The sequence below is a fragment of the Candidatus Pelagibacter sp. PS_16 genome (assembly GCF_059417965.1).
This window is the reverse complement of the sequence record NZ_CM182074.1, coordinates 1035352-1053564: the sequence shown is the minus strand read 5'-3', so window position 1 is coordinate 1053564 and position 18213 is coordinate 1035352. Positions and strand designations below refer to the sequence as shown.

Sequence of the window (18213 nt, the reverse complement as noted above, 5' to 3'; positions counted from 1 at the left end):
TTTTTTAAAAAATTGTAAGGTAATTATGAGCTTATTTTTTTTAAAGCTATTTTTGTTTCTTCAAGGTTTTTTTCAAAAAGACCATCAAGTTTTGATTTATCAACAGATGTGTTAATAATTTTTTTAACAGAATCAACAGCAATTTTAATTGAAACATCTTTTATTTCTTTAAGTGCAGCTTCTTTCATTTGTGAAATTTTATTTTCTGCTAAACTTTTTTTAATTTCTGAAGATTTATGAAATTTATCATTCATTTCGATTATAAGATGATCGCTATCTTTTTTGGCTTGTTGTAAAATATCATTGCTCACAGTTTGTGCGGTATCAAGTTTATTTTGAGCGTTATCTAATAAAACCTTTGCCTCTTGTCTTAGTTTTTCACTTTCATCTATTTCATTTTTAATATCAAGGATAAGCTTATTTAAAAGTTCATTAATCTTTTGAGGTATTTTTAAATAAACTAAAGCTCCAATAAATATTAAAAAGGATATAGCTACCCAAAAAGTTGCATCAATTACCATAATATTCATCCATTTTTTTTCTTGAAAGATCTTCTACTATTGCAGAAATACTACTACTGTTAACTTCAGCTCCTATTAGTTCCTGCAGTAAGTCCGAAGAGGTCTCTACAGCAATTTTTTTGATTTTTTCTGGTGCATTATCTCTAAAAGTTTTTATCTCAATCTCAGCTTTATTAACTTCTTCATCAAGCTCTTTTTCCAGTATTTCTTTCTTTACACCAATATCTTTCAGTACTTTTTCTCTAGCTTGTTTAAAGTAGTTTTTTGCTTCATTCTTGCTAGATTGTACTATCTTTTCGTATTCTTCAATTTTTTGTTCACTTTCTTCTCTTTGTTTTTCCGCAGCCTCAATATTTTCTAAAATTTGAGATTTTCTAGTTTCTAGATTGGCACTTATTTTTGGAAGTATAAGTTTAGATAAAACAACATATAAAATTCCTAAAGTAATAATTAACCAAAAAATTTGAGAAACCCAAAACTCTGGATTTAATTGAGGCATTCCACCGCTTTCAGCTGCAAAAGCTTCCATAAAAAACAGGAAGCTTAAAAATATCGACTGAAAAAATATTTTTTTAATCATTAAATTTAAAATGCAAATAAAATAATTAACGCTACAACTAATCCAAATAGGCCAGTTGCTTCAGCTAAAGCAAAACCTAATAAAAGATTAGGAAATTGTTTTTGAGCTGCAGATGGGTTTCTCATTGCGCCAGAAAGGTAATTACCAAAGATAATTCCAATCCCAACACCGGCACCCGCTAGAGCTATTGCTGCTAGTCCTGCTCCGATCATTTTTGCTGCTTCTAATTCCATTATATCCTCCTTATGTTAGTTAATGGTGTAAATTTAATGCATCATTTAAGTAGATGCAGGTTAAGATTGCGAAAACATATGCTTGAAGAAAAGCAACTAGTATTTCCAAGCCAGTTAATGCAACCGAAAAACTCAGTGGAAGCCATCCACCAACTATTCCAAGGCTTATTACAAAGCCTCCGAAAACTTTCATCATTGTATGACCAGCCATCATGTTTGCAAATAAACGAACTGAAAGACTAACTGGTCTACTTAAGTAAGAAATTATTTCTATAACAACTATTAGTGGTAATAGTACAGCAGGTACTCCGCTAGGTACAAATAGTTTTAAATATCCTAATCCATGTTTCATAAATCCAATAATTGTTACACCCACAAAAATAAATGAAGCCAAGATAAAAGTAACAATGATATGGCTAGTTACTGTAAAGGCATAAGGGATCATCCCAAACATGTTACAGAATAGCACAAACATAAATATTGAGAAGATAAACGCAAAGTAAGGTTTTGCTTTTGATCCTGCGGTATCACTAATCATTTTGGAAACAAAAGTGTAACTTAATTCAGAAAGAAGTTGCATCTTGCTTGGTAGTAAAGAATTTTTTTTTGACCCTAAATTAAAAATTAGTAAGATTGCAAGAGAACTAATCACCATAAACAAGCTTGCATTTGTGAAAGAAATATCTATTGCGCCTAATTTAATTTCTGGTCCAATTCTATAAACTTCGAATTGGTTCATCGGGTTTGTAGCCATAATTTTTTAAATCTATTTTTGCATATTTTTTGCAGATCTGAATACGTTTATAATTCCAGCAACAACACCTACAAAAAAAAATATTAATATTAACCAGGGCTTAGTACCAAAGGTCTTGTCTAAAATAAACCCTATAATTGTCCCAACTGCCACTGCGGACACTAATTCTGTACTTAATTTAAAGGCAGTCCCAATAGAAGAGGGCGCCTCTTCATTTTTATACAGATTTTTCTTAGAAAGCTTATTTTTTGCAATCTCCAAGCGAGTTTTAAGGCTATCTTTTGGCATTCAAATTGTTAAGCAACCATGCTCTCTGCTTTTTGTAAATCAACAGCAACAAGTTGGCTAATACCTTTTTCAGGCATTGTAACTCCATAAAGTCTATTCATTTTTGACATAGTTAGAGCATGGTGAGTTACGATAATAAATTTAGTGTCAGTTATTTTAGTTAAATCATCAAGAAGTCCACAAAATCTTGTTACGTTAGCATCATCTAGTGGAGCATCAACCTCATCTAAAACACAGATTGGAGATGGGTTAGTAAGGAACACTGCAAAAATAAGAGACAAGGCTGTTAAAGCTTGTTCACCACCAGATAATAAAGTTATAGACTGAAGTCTTTTACCAGGAGGACTTACCAGCATTTCTAAACCAGCTTCAAGAGGGTCATCAGAGTCTACTAACTCTAGTTTTGCATTTCCACCGTTAAATAGTTTTGTATAAACTTCATTAAATTTTCTATTAACTTTTTCAAAAGCTTCTAATAGTCTTTCTCTTCCTTTTTGATTTAATTCATTAATACTTTCTTTTAATTTTATAATAGCAGATACAAGATCTTCTCTATCTTGTTCCATTTTTTTAATTTCTATTTCATATTTACTAGTTTCTTCATCAGCTCTAAGGTTAACTGATCCCAATTTTTCTCTTTCATTTTTTTTTTTATCTAAAGCATCTTCTTGCGCAACAGAGTCAGGTAGCTCTTCAACACCATTTAAATTAGAATTTTCTAGAATATCATTTTCTTCAAGATTAAGTTCAGAACTAACTCTTTCTAACAGATCTTCTTTACGTTTTTTTAAACCTTCGACAGTTGCTCCTGAGCTAGCTTTTCTTTCTCTGATTTGAATAGATCTTTCTTGAACGTCATTTAACTCAAGTCTTAAAGAGTTTATCTTTTTATCTGTTTCTTCAATTATTTTTTCATTTTCAATTTTTTCATTTTGTGAAATTCTTAGACCCTCAGTAATTTGCCCTTTTCTTTCTGCTTGGGCTTTGGGTTGTTGATCACGCTCATTTAACTGTGATAGTAATTTATTTTTTCTTTCAGTTAATTCTGTTACCATTTTTTCAGAATTAGAGAGTAAGTTTTTCCAACTTTCAACTTCTGATTCTATGGCTTTAATTCTTTCATTTCTTTTTACAGACTCTTTTTTTATTGATTGATTTTTACTAAAACTATCAGCATATTTTTCTTGCAATAATTTTATATTTTCATTTTTTTCATTAATATTAGAAAGCTTTTTCTTACTCTCTTCATCTTCAAGATTATCTAAAAAACCATCTATTTCAATTTGACATCTATCAAGTAAAGTAAGCGCTTGATTAATTTCATTGTTATTAATCAATTCTTTAGCTCTGGTGATTGTATTTTTAACATTTTTAATTGGCCCAATAGCAATATTTATATTTCCATCAGCAAAAATATTAATAATTTCATCAACAGATTTTTGTTCATCTTTTAATAGGTTTTTTGCCTTCTCAAGATCTTCGTTTGATAATTTTTCTGTTTCAAAATATTTAGAATCTATTTCTATTAATTCAGCTTTCTCTTCTTTTAGGCGTCTTTCATTTGAGTTAGCATCAATTACAATCCCTTTTTCTCTGTCTATATCTTCCTCGATAGTTTTTAGGGATTTTTTAATATTTTCAATTTCATCTTGAGTTCTAACATTTTCTTCATCTAAATTTTGTAGCTCTAAATTTAATCTTTGAATTTTGGATAGATTTTCTATATTTTTTTCTCTTAAGGGAGAAACTTTATCTGTTTCAGTTTTAATTAAATTTTCAAATTGAGCAATCTGTTGATTGAAGTTACTTACTTCTCCTTCAGCTTCATTGTTAATTTCATTTTCTATTCTAATCTCATTATCAATGTCTAATAATTTTAAATAATATAGCCCTGCTTCAATTTTTTTTATTTCTTCAGATATAAGTTTATATTTCGTTGCCTCTTCAGCTTGTTTCTGAAGGTTTGCTAATTGTTTTTCTTGTTGTCTTCTTAATTCATCAGCTCTTTTTAAGTTTGTCTCTGCAGCATTTAATCTAAGTTCAGCCTCATGCCTTCTCACATGTAACCCTGAAATATTAGCTGCTTCCTCCAAGATTGCACGCCTGTCAGTAGGCTTAGCAGTTACTAAAGCTCCAATTCGTCCCTGACTAATCATTGATGGTGAATGAGCACCCGTAGATAAATCTGCAAAAAACATTTGAGCGTCTCTAGCTCTAACTTCTTTGTCATTTATATAAAATTTTGAACCCTTATCTTTTTCAATCTTTCTTCTAACTTCAATATGATCTAAATCTTTATATTGCATTGGACCATCATGACTTGCATTATCTACACTAATAGAAACCTCTGCTATATTTTTAGAAGATTTATTAGATGTACCATTAAAGATAACATCTTCCATACCTGAACCACGCATACTCTTAGCTGAGGTTTCACCCATAACCCACCTTAAGGATTCCACAATATTAGATTTCCCACAACCGTTTGGACCAACAATACCGGTTAAGCCATGTTCTATAAGAAAATTTGTTTTTTCAGCAAATGATTTAAATCCGTTTAATTGGATTTTTTTAAACTCCATGGACTAACTTATATCAGTTTTTCCAGATATTTTTTTAAATTCTTATAATTTAGGGCTTTATCAAACTTTTTATCATTAATTATTATCGTAGGAGTAGCATTAACTTCAAATTTTTTTACCCCATCGATTCGATCATTTAAAACAAAATCTTCTATAGCTTTATCACTTAAGCATTTTTCAAAATCTAAGTTTACACTTTCACTTTCTAAGAATTTTTTTAAATAACCCGTTGCTTCTTCTGGAGTTTTTCCTCTAGCCCATTTTTTTTGCCCAGAGTATAAAATATGCAAAATATTTGAATTACCATCGTTATTACACTGAGCAATTTTTGATGCATTAAAAGCTGCTAAATCTAATGGAAAATGTCTAAATTCTATTTTTACTAATCCTTTATCAATGAAGTCCTTTTTAAGTTCAGGTAATACATCTTTATGAAAATTTGCACAGTGACCACAAGTCAATGACTCGTATGCAATTATTGTTATTTTCGCACTTTCTTTTCCTTCAGAAATTCTTTTGACCATTTCATTATCTGCAGCAAGCGCTTTAGTGGAGAAGATTAAAAATATTATAAATAATGTTGAGGTGAATTTTTTCATCGTTGTTTAAATAGTTTTGTTAATTCAAGTAATGATTTTTTAATTTTATCATTCTTAATACTATTTATCCTATCTGCATATTTAATATTTGTCACATGATTTTCATTAGTGTCTAATTTTTTGAACTTTGTTTGGGCGTCATCAAAGCTTATGAATTTCAATTTCTCAACAACGGCATAGCCAAAAAAACTATTCATTTTATCCATTATTATTTTTTTAGAATACTCTAAATCAATCTCATGTCCTCTCTTTACCATTATTTGAAGAGTGCTTACTCCAAATTTATTCGAATTTTTAAAGGATTTGGGATAGCATATTTGAAAAAGATCATCTCCAACTATGTACTTCCAGTTATTAAGTGTTTCAGAAAATATATGACCCTTTTTTTTGATTATTTTTTTAATGTTTTTTGGCAAAGTGTCTTTAAAAGACCTTAAGCCTTGAATAGTTTTAAACCTCTGCTTAGTATTATTTTTAAATTGCATATGACCAAATCCATACTAACAAAAAAAATTCTTTATTGGTACGATAATAATAAAAGATCACTCCCATGGAGAAAAGAGCTATCACAAGTTAAGCGAGAATATTATACGTTAGTGAGTGAATTTATGTTACAGCAAACGCAGGTTGCAACTGTAATTCCATACTTTAATAATTTTATAAAAGATATTCCAGATATTAAATCTCTATCAAAAATTAAGGAACATAAGCTTTTAAAATATTGGGAGGGCCTTGGTTATTATTCAAGAGTAAAAAACTTAAAAAAGACTGCACAAATATTAGAAAAAAATTTTAACAGAAGGTTACCAAACACGATTGATGAATTAAAATTATTACCTGGAATAGGTGACTACACTTCTAATGCAATAATGGCAATTGCCTTTAACAAGCCATTTATTCCCTTAGATGGAAATATTGAAAGAGTAATTAAAAGATTATTAAATTTAAAATTACTCAAAGAAATTACAAAAGATAATCTTGTTAAGAATAAAAAGATATTAGGTAATTCAACTAGAGCAAGCGATTATGCTCAAGCGCTAATGGAGCTAGGTGCATTGATTTGTCGACCTAAAAATCCCTTATGTCACCAATGTCCTTTAATTAAAAATTGTAAGTCTTTTAAAAAAAAAGATTTTGAAATAATAAAAGAAAGAAAAAAGAAGATTGATAAATTTTATTTATTAGAAGTTTATAAAAAGAATAATAAATTTTTGTTAATCAAAAATACTAAATTTAATTTTTTAAAGAATTTGCAAATATTTCCCATGAAGCAAATATCCAAACCTGATAATTTAGCAAAAGCTTTAAACTTCAAGATATCCAATATGAATATGAATGTAATAATCAAGTTTTCCAAGTTAAAAGGTGAAATTTCTAACTCTTCTTGGATTGATAGCTCTAAGCTTGAAGATTATACTTTGCCCACATTTACTAAAAAAATTTTTAATTATTTAAAAAAGATTTAATGAAAAATATAGCAATAATAGGAGCTGGTATTTCAGGTCTGTATATTGCAAATCTTTTAAGTCAAAACTCTAATTACCAAGTGACAATTTATGAGAAAAATGCTTCTGTTAATTTGGAAAAAGGATATGGAATTCAACTTTCAGTTAATAGCATCAAACTGTTAAATCAAATAAATTTTCAAAAAATCAGGATAGAAGATAAATTTCACCCCAATAAACTAGATTTTTATTCTTTAAAAAATAATAAAAAAATATGTGATTTAGATATATCCATGTTTAACAGCACTGATACAAAATATACTACCTTACAACGCTCTACTTTAATTAATTTCTTAAAAGATGGGCTTCATGAAAATATTATTCATTATAATAAAAAAGTTATAAAAATTAATGAAGAAGCAGAAAGTAAAGAAGTTTCTTTTGAGGATGGTTTATCTGTTAAATGTGATTACTTAATTATCTCCGATGGAACTTTTTCAAAGACAAAATCATTAATTGCCAATAAAGAAACTAAGCCAAAGTATTTTAACTCTATTGCCTTAAGAGCAACAATTGACCAGGATGCCCTTAAGGGCATTAACTCACAGAATATATCTTTGTTTTTAGGGTCTAATTTACACTCAGTTCTTTATCCGGTTAATAGCAAAGGACAGTTTAATTTTATTACCATTTTTAGAAAAAAGCTTAGCACTAAAGAGTTATCTGATTATTCTTTATTTGAGAACAAAGATTTTGCTGCATCTATTATATCTGAAATATCAAAGCAAGTACCCACTGAAACAATGAACAATCTAAAAAGTATTAAATGTTTTCCAATATTTGTGAGTTCTGATGTCAATGAACCAAAAAATAAAGATACTTTTATCATTGGAGATGCCTTTTTTGCTTTACCCCCAACCTTTGCTCAAGGCGCCTCTCAATCAATAGAGGTTGCCAATGAACTTTATAAAAATTTAGAAAATGAAAACACTCAATTTAACTCTGAAAGAGTTAAAAGAGTAAGGATGATTGATATGAAATCAAAACTCAATTATTTTGCTTTTCATTTATCTAATCCATTAATAATTTGGATTAGAAATTTAGTAATAAAAAAATTAGTTAAAAATGAAAAATTTATTAACAGTTATCTTGGTAAAATTTATAAAGACTAATTTTTAGAAATTAATCTTTGTCTTAAATTATCAATTGGCACAGAAACACCATTCACTGTACAATGCCAATAAGTCCATCCATTACAGCTTTCAGAACCAAGTATTGTTGCTGCAACTTTATGAATTGATCCTTCAGCTTGATTATGCTTGATACTTCCATCTGCCATAATCTTAGCAACTATTTTTTTCTTTTGATCAAAAATACTTGTTCCAGGCTTTATTATTCCAAGCTCTACTAGTGATCCAAAAGGTATTCTAGGCTTAGATCGATTATTTTTTAAAGTGTCTAAGAAATTATCCTCCAAAGGTTTTGTATTTTTTAACCTTTCTTCTGCTGCTTTAAAATAAGTCTTCTCTTTCTCTATACCATAATATTTTCTACCTAATTTTTTTGCAACCGTTGCAGTTGTTCCAGATCCTAAGAATGGGTCTAGAATTAAATCGTCCTTGTTTGATGATGCCAATAAAACTCTATGTAATAAAGATTCTGGTTTTTGAGTAGAGTGAACTTTTTTACCATTTTTTTTAAGTCTTTCTGCACCATTACAAATAGGTAAATTCCAATTAGATCTCATTTGAAGATCGTCATTTAAACATTTCAAAGATTGATAGTTAAAAGTATATTTTGACTTCTCACTTTTAGAAGCCCAAATTAAAGTTTCATGAGCGTTTGTAAACCTTGTTCCTCTGAAATTAGGCATTGGGTTATTCTTATTCCAGATAACATCATTTAAAATCCAAAAACCCAAATTTTGTATTGCAGTGCCTACTCTAAAAATATTATGATAGCTTCCGATAACCCAGATGGCTCCATCTTTTTTTAATATTCTTTTACATTCAGAAAGCCAAGCAAGCGTAAAGTCATCATATTTTTTAAAGCTTTCAAACTGATCCCATTTATCGTTAACAGCACTGACTTTGCTTCTATCTGGTCTAGTAAGTGAATTTTTTAATTGTAAATTGTATGGTGGATCAGCAAAAACAAGATCAAAGGTTTCGCTTGGAATTTTTTTTAATTCCTCAAGACTGTCACCATTAATAATCTTATTTTTAAAATTGTTTTCCATTTTGTATAAAACAATTAGACTCCAAACAGATTCCACGGTCAACCTGTGATTGAATTAAATGGATTCAATTTGTGTTTATTATTTCTTAAACAACCAGATCTTGTGTTGCTATTATTAGGATTTATAGAAGATCACTAACAGGAGAAAATGTTTTACGGTGATATTTGGTAATACCAAATTGTTTAATTGCCTTTAAATGTTCTTTGGTTCCATAACCAGAGTTTGTATCCCATCCATAATTATTAAATTCTTTTGAAAGTTTTGTAATAAATTTATCTCTACTGACTTTTGCAATAATTGATGCAGCAGAAATGCTTGGAATTTTTTGATCTCCTTTAATTACATATTCTAATTTATAGTTTTTTAAATCAGGTAGTTTGTTACCATCAATTAAAACAAGTGAAGGTTTTATCTTCAATTTAAGAATGGCTCTTTTCATTGCAAGTAAACTTGCATGCAATATATTAATTTTTTCAATTTCTTTAGTCGACGCCTGACCTATAGCCCATATAGAATTTTTTTTAATATATTTTTCAAGCTCTTCTCTTTTGTCTTTTGTTAGAGTTTTTGAATCTTTTAATAATTTTTTATCAATAGAATTATTTAATATGACAGCTGCTGCATAAACGGGTCCGATTAAGCTTCCTCTACCAACTTCATCAACACCTGCTAAGATTTTCATTAAACGGATAGGTTTAGTTCTAAGATTTTTTGTTTAATCTTTTTTAAGTCATCCCATGAATGTTTTTTATTTTCAGGAGCTCTTAAAAGATAAGAGGGGTTAAAAGTTATGATAACGTTGTAACTTGTATTCTTTACAATTACTTCTTTCCATTTTCCTCTTTCAATAGAAATTTTACTATTTAAACCAGTTAAAGATTCCATAGCAGTACTACCCATAAGAATTATTATTTTAGGATTTATTATTGAAATATGTTTTTGTAAAAATTGAGAATATCTTTTAATTTCTGTAGAGTTTGGCTTTCGATCTTCAGGGGGCCTAAAGTTTACAGCATATGTTGTATAAATATTTTGTTTTTCAATATTTATTGCAATTAGCATTTTTTTTAAAAGATCTCCTACCTCACCCATAAAAGTTAATCCGGCATTATCTTCTTCAACGCCTGGAGCTTCACCAATTAACATTATAGGGCTATTAATATTTCCATCTCCTAAAATTATTTTTTTTGAATTATTCTTTAAGTTACAATCACTAATTGAGTTTATTTGTTCTTTAAGATTCTCAAGCTCTTTAACTTTATCTATTTTTTGAATACTCAGATCTTTTTTTAAGTCATTACTAGTATTTTTTAGTCTATTGATTGGTTTTTCATCAAAAATAAAGTCAGATCCAGTAGAGTTTAAGAACTCAGAGTCAAAATTCGTTTTTTGATTTATTACTTTTTTAGACATAGAATGGCCAAATGTTGGTAAAGTTTTTTAAATTCTTTTTAATATTAATACTTTATCAGAGTCCATTATACTCAAAAAATACCAGTTTAAATGATTTTAATGCAAGGTATTTGTCTAATTATTTTTCAGGAATTGTAGCTTATGAAAATCTAGATAATACAGAAGCTTTAAAATTTTTTAATTCATCAAAAATATTAATAAAACAGCATGATGCCTATCTTGAGAGGTATGTATTTTCCTTAGTACTTGATGGCAAAGTTGAGAAAGCAATTAATCAAGTTAAACAGAACTCAACAAAAAACAACTCTGACTTTTTTCAGGCTAATTTGTTGCTGGCGGTTGATAGTTTAAAGAAAAAAAACTTTAAAAAAAGTAAAGTTTATATTGATAGATCATATGAATTTATTAACAATGATAGACTTTCATTAATCATTGCAGAAACCTTCAAGCAATATTTATCAGTTTTTGAAGAAAAAAAATTAGTGAAACAAACAAATACGTTTGGAAATTTTTCATTTATTAACGAAGTTTTTCAAAGATGTTATTTAAATGATAAAGATACAGAGAGATATTTTAATACATTAATTAATTCACAAAACGATGCTGATTATTCAAGGTATGTATTTTTTTTGATCAGTTATTTAATCAAGAAAGATAATTACGATAAGGCAAAAAAAGTTACTAATAATTTTGATTATTTAAATTCATCAGTATTAATTTCTCAAGGTAAAAAATGGATAGAAGATAAAAACTTAGATAATTTCCAAGAAATTTTTTCATGTACAAATTCGAATGACATTGTTAGTGAACTATTTTTTCTAATAGCAAATCTCTATTCCTCTCAGAATGATTATGAGAAATCAAATTTTTATTTAAATATAGCAAACTATTTAAATCCTAAATTTATTTTCAATTTGTCTTTATTAGCTGAAAATTATTATTTGAGTGATGATTATTCCAATACATTAAAAACTCTTGAAGCATTTGATAAAAAGCATGAATTTTATTATTGGTTTAAGTTAAAAAAAGAGTCTCAAATTATTTTAAAAAAAAATAATAAAGAAGCATCTCTAAAATTTATCAATGAAAAATTTAAAGAAATTAAAAACCCAAATAAAAAAATTATATTTGATATTGCAAATATGCATAAAAATGCAAAAAAATATATTGAAGCAATAAATTTTTATGATCAAATACTTTTAAAAATGAACGCTAATTCTGACTTATACGCTGAAATATTATATAGGCGTGGAGGAAGTTACGAGAGATCTGGAGATTATGTAAAAGCAGATAAAGATTTATTAAAGTCTCTAGAAGCCAACCCAGATGATGCTTATGTATTAAATTATTTAGCTTACTCATGGTTGGAAAGAGAGCATAAAATTGATACTGCTCTTAAAATGCTTGAAAAAGCTTATGAAGCCAGAAGTAACGATCCATACATTATTGATTCAATCGGTTGGGCATATTACTTAGTTGACGAATATGAAAAAGCAGAAAATTTTCTTAAAAGAGCAGTTGAATTAATGCCTCAGGATCCAGTAGTTAATGATCATTACGGTGATATTCTTTGGCAGCTTGATAGAAAAATTCAAGCAAGATATTTTTGGCAAGCTGTTTTAAATTTAGATGAGACTGAAGATGCCATGAAAAAAACTATTAAAAATAAATTATTAGAGGGATTAAAAAATTCCTAAATTATGAATAGTTTTAAGATAAAGTCTTATGCAAAGATAAATTTAGCTCTAAACGTTACAGGAAAAAAATCAAAGCTTCATAATATCGAAAGTTTAATTTCTTTTATCGATTTACATGATTCAATTACAATAACAGAAAGCAATACAAAACAGCATAAAATCAATTTTATTGGAAGATTTTCTAAAAACATCAGTAAAATTAATACTATTTCAAAATTGTTAAAAATTTTAGATAACAAAAAACTTTTGAATAATAAAAAATTTGAAATTAAAGTTATAAAACATATACCTCAAAAAGCCGGAATGGGAGGTGGGTCTATGAATGCTGCCAGTCTATTAAATTTTTTTATTGAAAAAAAATTAATTAAAATAAAAAAAAATGACTCAAAAAAAATAAGTAATGAAATAGGATCAGATGTGATTTTAGGTATAAAGCCATCACTTGCTATTCTTTTATCTAATGGAGATATTAAAAAATTCAAAAATAAAATTAAATTTCATATATTGGTTGCGAAACCTAACTTTGGATGTTCTACAAAATATATTTATTCTAAAGTTGATTCATTCTCTAAACCTCAATTTAACCCTCCTAAACAGAAACTATTTGAAGCAAAATATTTAAAAAATTTGGACAATGATCTTGAAAAGGTTGCCTTAAATAAATATCCAGAACTTAAAAGAATTAAATCCTACCTCAATGGTTTACCCAACACCCTATTTGTTAGAATGTCCGGATCAGGATCCTCAATAGTGGCTTATTTTCATTCCAAAAAGGCCTGCAAAAAAGCATGCAGCCAATATAAACGAAAATTTAATAACCACTGGTGTATTGAATCAAAAACTATATAATTTTTTTTTTTTGTGATATATGCAACTAATATTGGCCCATGGTGAAGTGGTATCACATCTGTTTTTGGTACAGAGATCCGAGGTTCGAATCCTTGTGGGCCAGCCATATATGAATAGCTTATTAGATAAAATTTTTTTTAGATCTCAAAACCTTAATCACATAAATTTAGGCTTCAAAAATATTAAAAAGGAAACAGAGGTTTCAAAAATATTTGAAGCAATTCATTCATACTCTAGCAATAGTGAAATCCGGTATGTAGGTGGATGTGTAAGAAAGATTATTAATAAAGAAGCATATGATGACATAGATTTAGCAGTTAATTTAAATCCAAAAGAGGTTTGTGAGGCTCTTACTAAAAAGGACATAAAATATTACGAGAGTGGAATAGAACATGGAACAATTACAGCGTTAATTAATGATATAAAGTTTGAAATTACATCATTGAGAAAAGACATTGATACAGATGGACGACATGCAAAAGTAGAGTTCTCTGATAGCTGGAAAGAAGATGCTTCTAGAAGAGATTTTACTATCAATTCTATTTACGCGGATATTGAAGGAAGTTTATTTGACCCATTTGATGGAAAAAAAGATTTAGAAAGAGGAAAAATTAATTTTATTGGAAATGTAGAAACCAGAATTAAAGAGGATTATTTAAGGGTATTAAGATATGTCAGATTTTTTCTTAGTTATTCTAAGCATAGTCATGACCCACAAGTTATTAAAGCAATTAAAAAAAACCTAAGTGGTGTTTCAAGTATTTCCTCAGAAAGATTAATAGATGAATTTCAAAAATTATTAAAATCAAATGGTTTTCTAAAGTTAACTAAGGATAAGGATTGTTTAGAGATTATAAATCTTATTTTTCCACAAATAAAAAATATTTCTCTATTCAATAAAATGAATAGTTTTGCAAAAAAAAACTTTCTTGAAATGGACTTTATTTTCTTATTATCTTTAATGATTATTGATGGAACTGATAATGTAGATTACTTTATTTATAAATTTAATTTATCCAAAAAAGATCAAAAAAGACTTATATTTTTAAATAAGTTTAATTTAGAAAAAAATACGAACCAAACCTTTTCAGAAAAAAATCTAAATAAAATTTTTTATTTTAATGGCAGGGAGGCATTATTAGATGTTCTTTATTTTAAAATTTTTAAATCCAAAAAAGTAGACAATAAGTTAATTAAAATGATTGAAATTTTTAAAAAAAAAGAAATGCCTGTTATGCCATTTAAAGCTAGTACTTTGATGGAAAAATATAAAATTCCTGAGGGAAAGGAGCTGGGACAGAAGTTAAAAGCAATAGAAGAAGTCTGGACTAGTAATGATTTTAAAATTTCAGATAAAGAACTTCAAAAAATAGTAAGTAATTAAACGTACTTTACATCTTTAATTTCAAAGTTTTTTACACCTGCGGGAGTTTTAATTTCAACTAAATCATTTTTGTTTTTTCCAATTAAACCTCTACCTATAGGTGATTGAAAAAATATCAGTTTTTTTTGAAGGTCAGCCTCGTCTTTTCCAACTATTTTATAGGTAATTTTTTCTCCAGTATCCAAATTTTCTAAATCTACAGTTGAGCCAAAGATGACTTTGCCATCATTACTCATTTTGGTTACATCAATAACATTTGCTCTTGCAATAATATCATTTATTTCTGTAATCCTTCCTTCGTTATGAGATTGTTCTTCTTTTGCAGCATGATATTCAGCATTCTCTTTCAGATCTCCATGAGATCTTGCTTCAGATATCGCAGCAACTATTTGAGGTCTTTTTTTTTCTTTTAAAAAAATTAACTCTTCCTTTAAACTTTCAAGACCATCTGCTGTTATTGGTTCTTTATCCATTTTAATTCCATTTTACTATTGGAGGTAAAGACATTAATATTGCCTCAACATTACCACCTGTTTGTAGGCCAAATTTTGTTCCTCTATCATATAGTAAGTTAAACTCAGCATATCTACCTCTTTTAATATATTGTATCTCCTTTTGTTTTACAGTCCATTTCTTTTTGTGTTTCAATTGTATTATCGAGTTAAATAACATTTGAAAGGTAACTCCAAGATCTGTTACAAATTTAAAGTCTTTCTCCCAATCTTTTTTTTTGTAATCAAAAAAAATACCACCAATTCCCCTTGTTTCTTTTCTATGGGGTAAATAAAAATATTCATCACACCACTTTTTATATTTTTTATAAAATTTTTTATCATGTCGATCACACATTTTTTTTAATTCAGTATGAAGGAAGCTTTTTTCTTTAAGATCTTGGATGCAAGGGGTTACGTCCATACCACCACCAAACCATCCATGTGTTGTGTAGATAAATCTAGTGTTAAAATGAATTGCTGGAACATGAGGATTTTTCATATGCATTACAATAGAAATTCCTGATGCCCAAAAATTTGGATTTTTAGAGGCACCTGGGATTTTTTTACTCATTTTTTTTGAAAACTTTCCATGCACTTCTGAAAAATTTACACCAACTTTTTCAAAAATCTTACCATTTTTTAAAATTCTAAACTCTCCACCACCTTCATCCTTAATTTCACTTCTATTCCAAGTTTTAGATTTAAACTTAGATTTCTTACCTTCTAGTTTTTCAATGTCATTACAAATTGTGTTTTGCAGCAACTTAAACCAATTAGAAGCAAGTTTTTTTTTAATTTCTTTGTCCATTATTTATTAAAGTTAGTTTGCCTTAAATTTTCTGAAAGAATTATAGCAACTGAAGAGGCTATATTTAAAGATCTTTTATTGTCCATCATGGGTATTTTTAACCTATACTTAATTAAATTATGAACATGGTCTGGTACGCCAGCACTTTCTCTTCCAAATAAAAGTGTATCATTACTCTCAAATTTGAAGTCAGTATAAGAATCTGCTGATTTAGTTGTTAATAATATTACTCTCTCATTCTTTTTTGATTTAAAAAATTCATCTGAACTTTGATAAAATCTTATCATTTTTTCATCCATATAATCCATCACAACTCTTTTAAATCTTTTATCGCTGAATAAAAAACCACATGGTTCAATTATTTCTAAATCAGCCCCTAGACATGCACATGTTCTGATAATAGCAGCTGTATTTTGAGGAATATCAGGTTCATATAAGGCTATTTTAGGTCTCAAATTCATGTTTTATGTGTCATTGTTTCAGTGGAAAAAAAACTTTTTTCTTATATGAAATCATATATTAGATAACAATATACAAAAAATTAAAGATGTCTGAAAAAAAACCTGAAAGAAGAGAATTTTTATTTACAGCCTCATATGCGGTAGGTGCTGTTGGGGTAGGAGCTGTTGTTTGGCCACTTGTTGATCAAATGAACCCAGATGCATCTGTTAAAGCATTAGCTAGCACAGAAGTTGATGTAAGTTCAGTTCAACCTGGAAAAACAATCACTGTACTCTGGAGAGGAAAACCAGTTTTTATTAAAAGAAGAACACCCGAGGAAGTAGCTGAAGCAAGAGCTGTTAAAATGGAAGATTTAAAAGACCCTCAAAAAGATGAGGATAGAGCAAAAGATCCAGAATGGTTAGTTATGTTAGGTGTCTGTACGCATTTAGGATGTGTCCCTTTAAATGATAAAGGAGACTACAATGGTTGGTTTTGTCCTTGTCATGGTTCACATTATGATATCTCTGGAAGAATTAGAAAAGGTCCTGCTCCAACAAACATGGAAGTTCCAAAATATGAATTTGTTAACAGCAACACTATTAAAATTGGATAATAAATAATTATGAGTGATCACGAGTACGTTCCTAGTTCAAAATTTGGAAAATGGTTTAATGACAGGCTTCCACTTTTATCACTCGCTAGTCATTTAACTGATTATCCAACACCTAAGAATTTAAATTATTGGTGGACATTTGGTGGGATTTTAACTTTTTGTTTAATTACACAAATCGTTACCGGTTTAACTTTGGCTATGCACTACATTGCTCATGCTGACATGGCTTTTGAAAGTGTTGAACATATCATGCGGGACGTTAACTATGGTTGGTTAATAAGATATATTCATGCAAACGGTGCTTCAATGTTTTTCTTAGCAGTTTATATTCACATATTTAGATCTTTGTTTTATGGATCATATAAATCTCCAAGAGAAATTATTTGGATTATTGGAATAATAATTTACCTTTTAATGATGGCAGCAGCATTTATGGGATATGTTTTACCATGGGGTCAGATGAGTTTTTGGGGAGCAACAGTTATTACAAATCTTTTTAGCGCCATACCTTTAGTGGGTGAGGGAATAGTTAATTGGTTGTGGGGAGGTTATTCTGTAGATAACCCAACTTTAACAAGGTTTTTCACATTACATTACTTAATACCATTTTTAATCTTGGGCTTAGTCGTTCTTCATATTTGGGCGCTTCATGTTCCTGGAAACAATAACCCAGTGGGGATTGATGTTAAAAAACCTTCTAAGGATACAGTACCATTCCATCCATATATTGTGATCAAGGATGGCTTTGCACTATTAATGTTTATGATTGTATTTGCATTTTTTGTTTTTTATTCACCAAATATTTTAGGGCATGCAGATAATTATATAGAAGCAAACCCAATGGTAACACCAGCCCATATCGTTCCAGAGTGGTATCTATTACCATTTTATGCAATCCTAAGATCAGTTCCTGATAAATTAATGGGAGTAGTTGCAATGCTATCGGCAATTTTAATTTTAGCTGCACTGCCTTGGTTGGATACTTCAAAAATTAGATCAGCAGTATTTAGACCTCTTTACAAACAATTTTATTGGATACTAGTAGTGGATGTATTAGTTCTAGGTTACGTAGGTGCGATGCCAGCTGAAGGGCTTTACTTATTGATTGCCAGGGTTGCCACAGCTTACTACTTTATTCACTTTTTAATAATCTTACCGGTATTAGGATTTAAAGAAAAAACCATACCATTACCCTTAAGTATTACAGAACCAGTGCTTGGAGGGATGCCAATGGCATCAGCTGTTAAAAAAAAAGAAAGTTTAAATTAAT

General features: G+C 28.8%; 21 protein-coding genes and 1 tRNA gene. 8 read left to right on the top strand and 14 right to left on the bottom strand.

Going from position 1 to position 18213, the window contains the following annotated elements; genetic code table 11:
* Positions 1 to 23 precede the first annotated feature (23 nt).
* From AC5SL0_RS05560 to AC5SL0_RS05525, 8 genes are read right to left on the bottom strand one after another with little or no spacing between them, the layout of a single operon-like run.
* Positions 24 to 530, bottom strand: coding sequence for a F0F1 ATP synthase subunit B family protein (locus AC5SL0_RS05560; protein ID WP_006997789.1), 507 nt, complete (start codon positions 528 to 530; stop codon positions 24 to 26).
* Entirely contained in the window at positions 511 to 1101 is a 591-nt protein-coding gene (locus tag AC5SL0_RS05555; protein WP_494617019.1) for a F0F1 ATP synthase subunit B family protein, read from the bottom strand. The genes AC5SL0_RS05560 and AC5SL0_RS05555 overlap by 20 nt, the downstream gene beginning before the upstream one ends.
* Before the next feature lie 5 nt (positions 1102 to 1106).
* Complete coding sequence (locus AC5SL0_RS05550) at positions 1107 to 1334, bottom strand: F0F1 ATP synthase subunit C (RefSeq protein ID WP_006997791.1); 228 nt, start codon at positions 1332 to 1334, stop codon at positions 1107 to 1109.
* Positions 1335 to 1353: 19 nt separating this feature from the next.
* Positions 1354 to 2088: a F0F1 ATP synthase subunit A gene (locus tag AC5SL0_RS05545; RefSeq protein ID WP_006997792.1), complete on the bottom strand. Its 735-nt coding sequence runs from the start codon at positions 2086 to 2088 to the stop codon at positions 1354 to 1356.
* A gap of 12 nt (positions 2089 to 2100) precedes the next feature.
* The gene (locus tag AC5SL0_RS05540; RefSeq protein ID WP_006997793.1) at positions 2101 to 2376 is read right to left on the bottom strand and encodes an AtpZ/AtpI family protein; all 276 of its coding nucleotides are present in this window, start codon (positions 2374 to 2376) and stop codon (positions 2101 to 2103) included.
* An 8-nt stretch (positions 2377 to 2384) separates the two neighbouring features.
* Positions 2385 to 4958 (bottom strand): chromosome segregation SMC family protein, encoded by a 2574-nt coding sequence (locus AC5SL0_RS05535; RefSeq protein ID WP_011281482.1) that lies wholly within the window; start codon positions 4956 to 4958, stop codon positions 2385 to 2387.
* A gap of 8 nt (positions 4959 to 4966) precedes the next feature.
* Positions 4967 to 5557: a thioredoxin domain-containing protein gene (locus AC5SL0_RS05530; protein ID WP_041185766.1), complete on the bottom strand. Its 591-nt coding sequence runs from the start codon at positions 5555 to 5557 to the stop codon at positions 4967 to 4969.
* The gene (locus AC5SL0_RS05525) at positions 5554 to 6042 is read right to left on the bottom strand and encodes a DciA family protein (RefSeq protein ID WP_011281480.1); all 489 of its coding nucleotides are present in this window, start codon (positions 6040 to 6042) and stop codon (positions 5554 to 5556) included. The genes AC5SL0_RS05530 and AC5SL0_RS05525 overlap by 4 nt, the downstream gene beginning before the upstream one ends.
* On the opposite strand from AC5SL0_RS05525, the gene AC5SL0_RS05520 reads away from it, so the two are divergent.
* Both AC5SL0_RS05520 and AC5SL0_RS05515 read left to right on the top strand, forming a co-directional pair.
* Positions 6043 to 7023, top strand: a complete 981-nt coding sequence (locus AC5SL0_RS05520) for an A/G-specific adenine glycosylase (RefSeq protein ID WP_494618054.1) — start codon at positions 6043 to 6045, stop codon at positions 7021 to 7023.
* Positions 7023 to 8174: an FAD-dependent monooxygenase gene (locus AC5SL0_RS05515; protein WP_494618052.1), complete on the top strand. Its 1152-nt coding sequence runs from the start codon at positions 7023 to 7025 to the stop codon at positions 8172 to 8174. Before AC5SL0_RS05520 ends, AC5SL0_RS05515 begins: the two co-directional genes overlap by 1 nt.
* Here the strand turns inward: AC5SL0_RS05515 and AC5SL0_RS05510 are convergent.
* The 3 genes from AC5SL0_RS05510 to AC5SL0_RS05500 all read right to left on the bottom strand — a co-directional run bounded on the left by AC5SL0_RS05510 (position 8171) and on the right by AC5SL0_RS05500 (position 10654).
* The gene (locus AC5SL0_RS05510) at positions 8171 to 9241 is read right to left on the bottom strand and encodes a site-specific DNA-methyltransferase (RefSeq protein WP_494618050.1); all 1071 of its coding nucleotides are present in this window, start codon (positions 9239 to 9241) and stop codon (positions 8171 to 8173) included. The genes AC5SL0_RS05515 and AC5SL0_RS05510 overlap by 4 nt on opposite strands.
* A gap of 121 nt (positions 9242 to 9362) precedes the next feature.
* Positions 9363 to 9923 (bottom strand): ribonuclease HII, encoded by a 561-nt coding sequence (gene rnhB, locus AC5SL0_RS05505; RefSeq protein ID WP_494574848.1) that lies wholly within the window; start codon positions 9921 to 9923, stop codon positions 9363 to 9365.
* Positions 9923 to 10654: a uracil-DNA glycosylase gene (locus tag AC5SL0_RS05500; protein ID WP_494574846.1), complete on the bottom strand. Its 732-nt coding sequence runs from the start codon at positions 10652 to 10654 to the stop codon at positions 9923 to 9925. Before AC5SL0_RS05500 ends, rnhB begins: the two co-directional genes overlap by 1 nt.
* Before the next feature lie 11 nt (positions 10655 to 10665).
* On the opposite strand from AC5SL0_RS05500, the gene AC5SL0_RS05495 reads away from it, so the two are divergent.
* The 4 genes from AC5SL0_RS05495 to AC5SL0_RS05480 all read left to right on the top strand — a co-directional run bounded on the left by AC5SL0_RS05495 (position 10666) and on the right by AC5SL0_RS05480 (position 14584).
* On the top strand, positions 10666 to 12351 hold the full coding sequence (locus tag AC5SL0_RS05495; RefSeq protein WP_494574844.1) for a tetratricopeptide repeat protein: 1686 nt from the start codon (positions 10666 to 10668) through the stop codon (positions 12349 to 12351).
* A 3-nt stretch (positions 12352 to 12354) separates the two neighbouring features.
* The gene (locus tag AC5SL0_RS05490) at positions 12355 to 13200 is read left to right on the top strand and encodes a 4-(cytidine 5'-diphospho)-2-C-methyl-D-erythritol kinase (RefSeq protein WP_011281473.1); all 846 of its coding nucleotides are present in this window, start codon (positions 12355 to 12357) and stop codon (positions 13198 to 13200) included.
* A 32-nt stretch (positions 13201 to 13232) separates the two neighbouring features.
* Positions 13233 to 13306, top strand: a tRNA-Gln gene (locus tag AC5SL0_RS05485).
* Between the two features lie 3 nt (positions 13307 to 13309).
* Positions 13310 to 14584 carry a CCA tRNA nucleotidyltransferase gene (locus AC5SL0_RS05480; RefSeq protein WP_011281472.1) on the top strand — a complete coding sequence of 425 codons (1275 nt, stop codon included), beginning with the start codon at positions 13310 to 13312 and terminating at the stop codon, positions 14582 to 14584.
* Here the strand turns inward: AC5SL0_RS05480 and greA are convergent.
* From greA to AC5SL0_RS05465, 3 genes are read right to left on the bottom strand one after another with little or no spacing between them, the layout of a single operon-like run.
* Positions 14581 to 15057 (bottom strand): transcription elongation factor GreA, encoded by a 477-nt coding sequence (gene greA / locus AC5SL0_RS05475; protein WP_006997805.1) that lies wholly within the window; start codon positions 15055 to 15057, stop codon positions 14581 to 14583. The two genes, AC5SL0_RS05480 and greA, sit on opposite strands and share 4 nt — an antisense overlap.
* Before the next feature lies 1 nt (position 15058).
* Entirely contained in the window at positions 15059 to 15886 is an 828-nt protein-coding gene (gene hemF, locus AC5SL0_RS05470) for an oxygen-dependent coproporphyrinogen oxidase (RefSeq protein WP_494618048.1), read from the bottom strand.
* Positions 15886 to 16347 carry a tRNA (cytidine(34)-2'-O)-methyltransferase gene (locus AC5SL0_RS05465; RefSeq protein WP_006997807.1) on the bottom strand — a complete coding sequence of 154 codons (462 nt, stop codon included), beginning with the start codon at positions 16345 to 16347 and terminating at the stop codon, positions 15886 to 15888. The genes hemF and AC5SL0_RS05465 overlap by 1 nt, the downstream gene beginning before the upstream one ends.
* 86 nt (positions 16348 to 16433) lie before the next feature.
* Here AC5SL0_RS05465 and petA point away from each other — a divergent pair, with 86 nt between their 5' ends.
* Positions 16434 to 16943 (top strand): ubiquinol-cytochrome c reductase iron-sulfur subunit, encoded by a 510-nt coding sequence (petA, locus tag AC5SL0_RS05460; protein WP_011281471.1) that lies wholly within the window; start codon positions 16434 to 16436, stop codon positions 16941 to 16943.
* A gap of 9 nt (positions 16944 to 16952) precedes the next feature.
* Positions 16953 to 18212, top strand: coding sequence for a cytochrome b (locus AC5SL0_RS05455; protein ID WP_011281470.1), 1260 nt, complete (start codon positions 16953 to 16955; stop codon positions 18210 to 18212).
* The last annotated feature ends 1 nt before the right edge of the window (position 18213 follow it).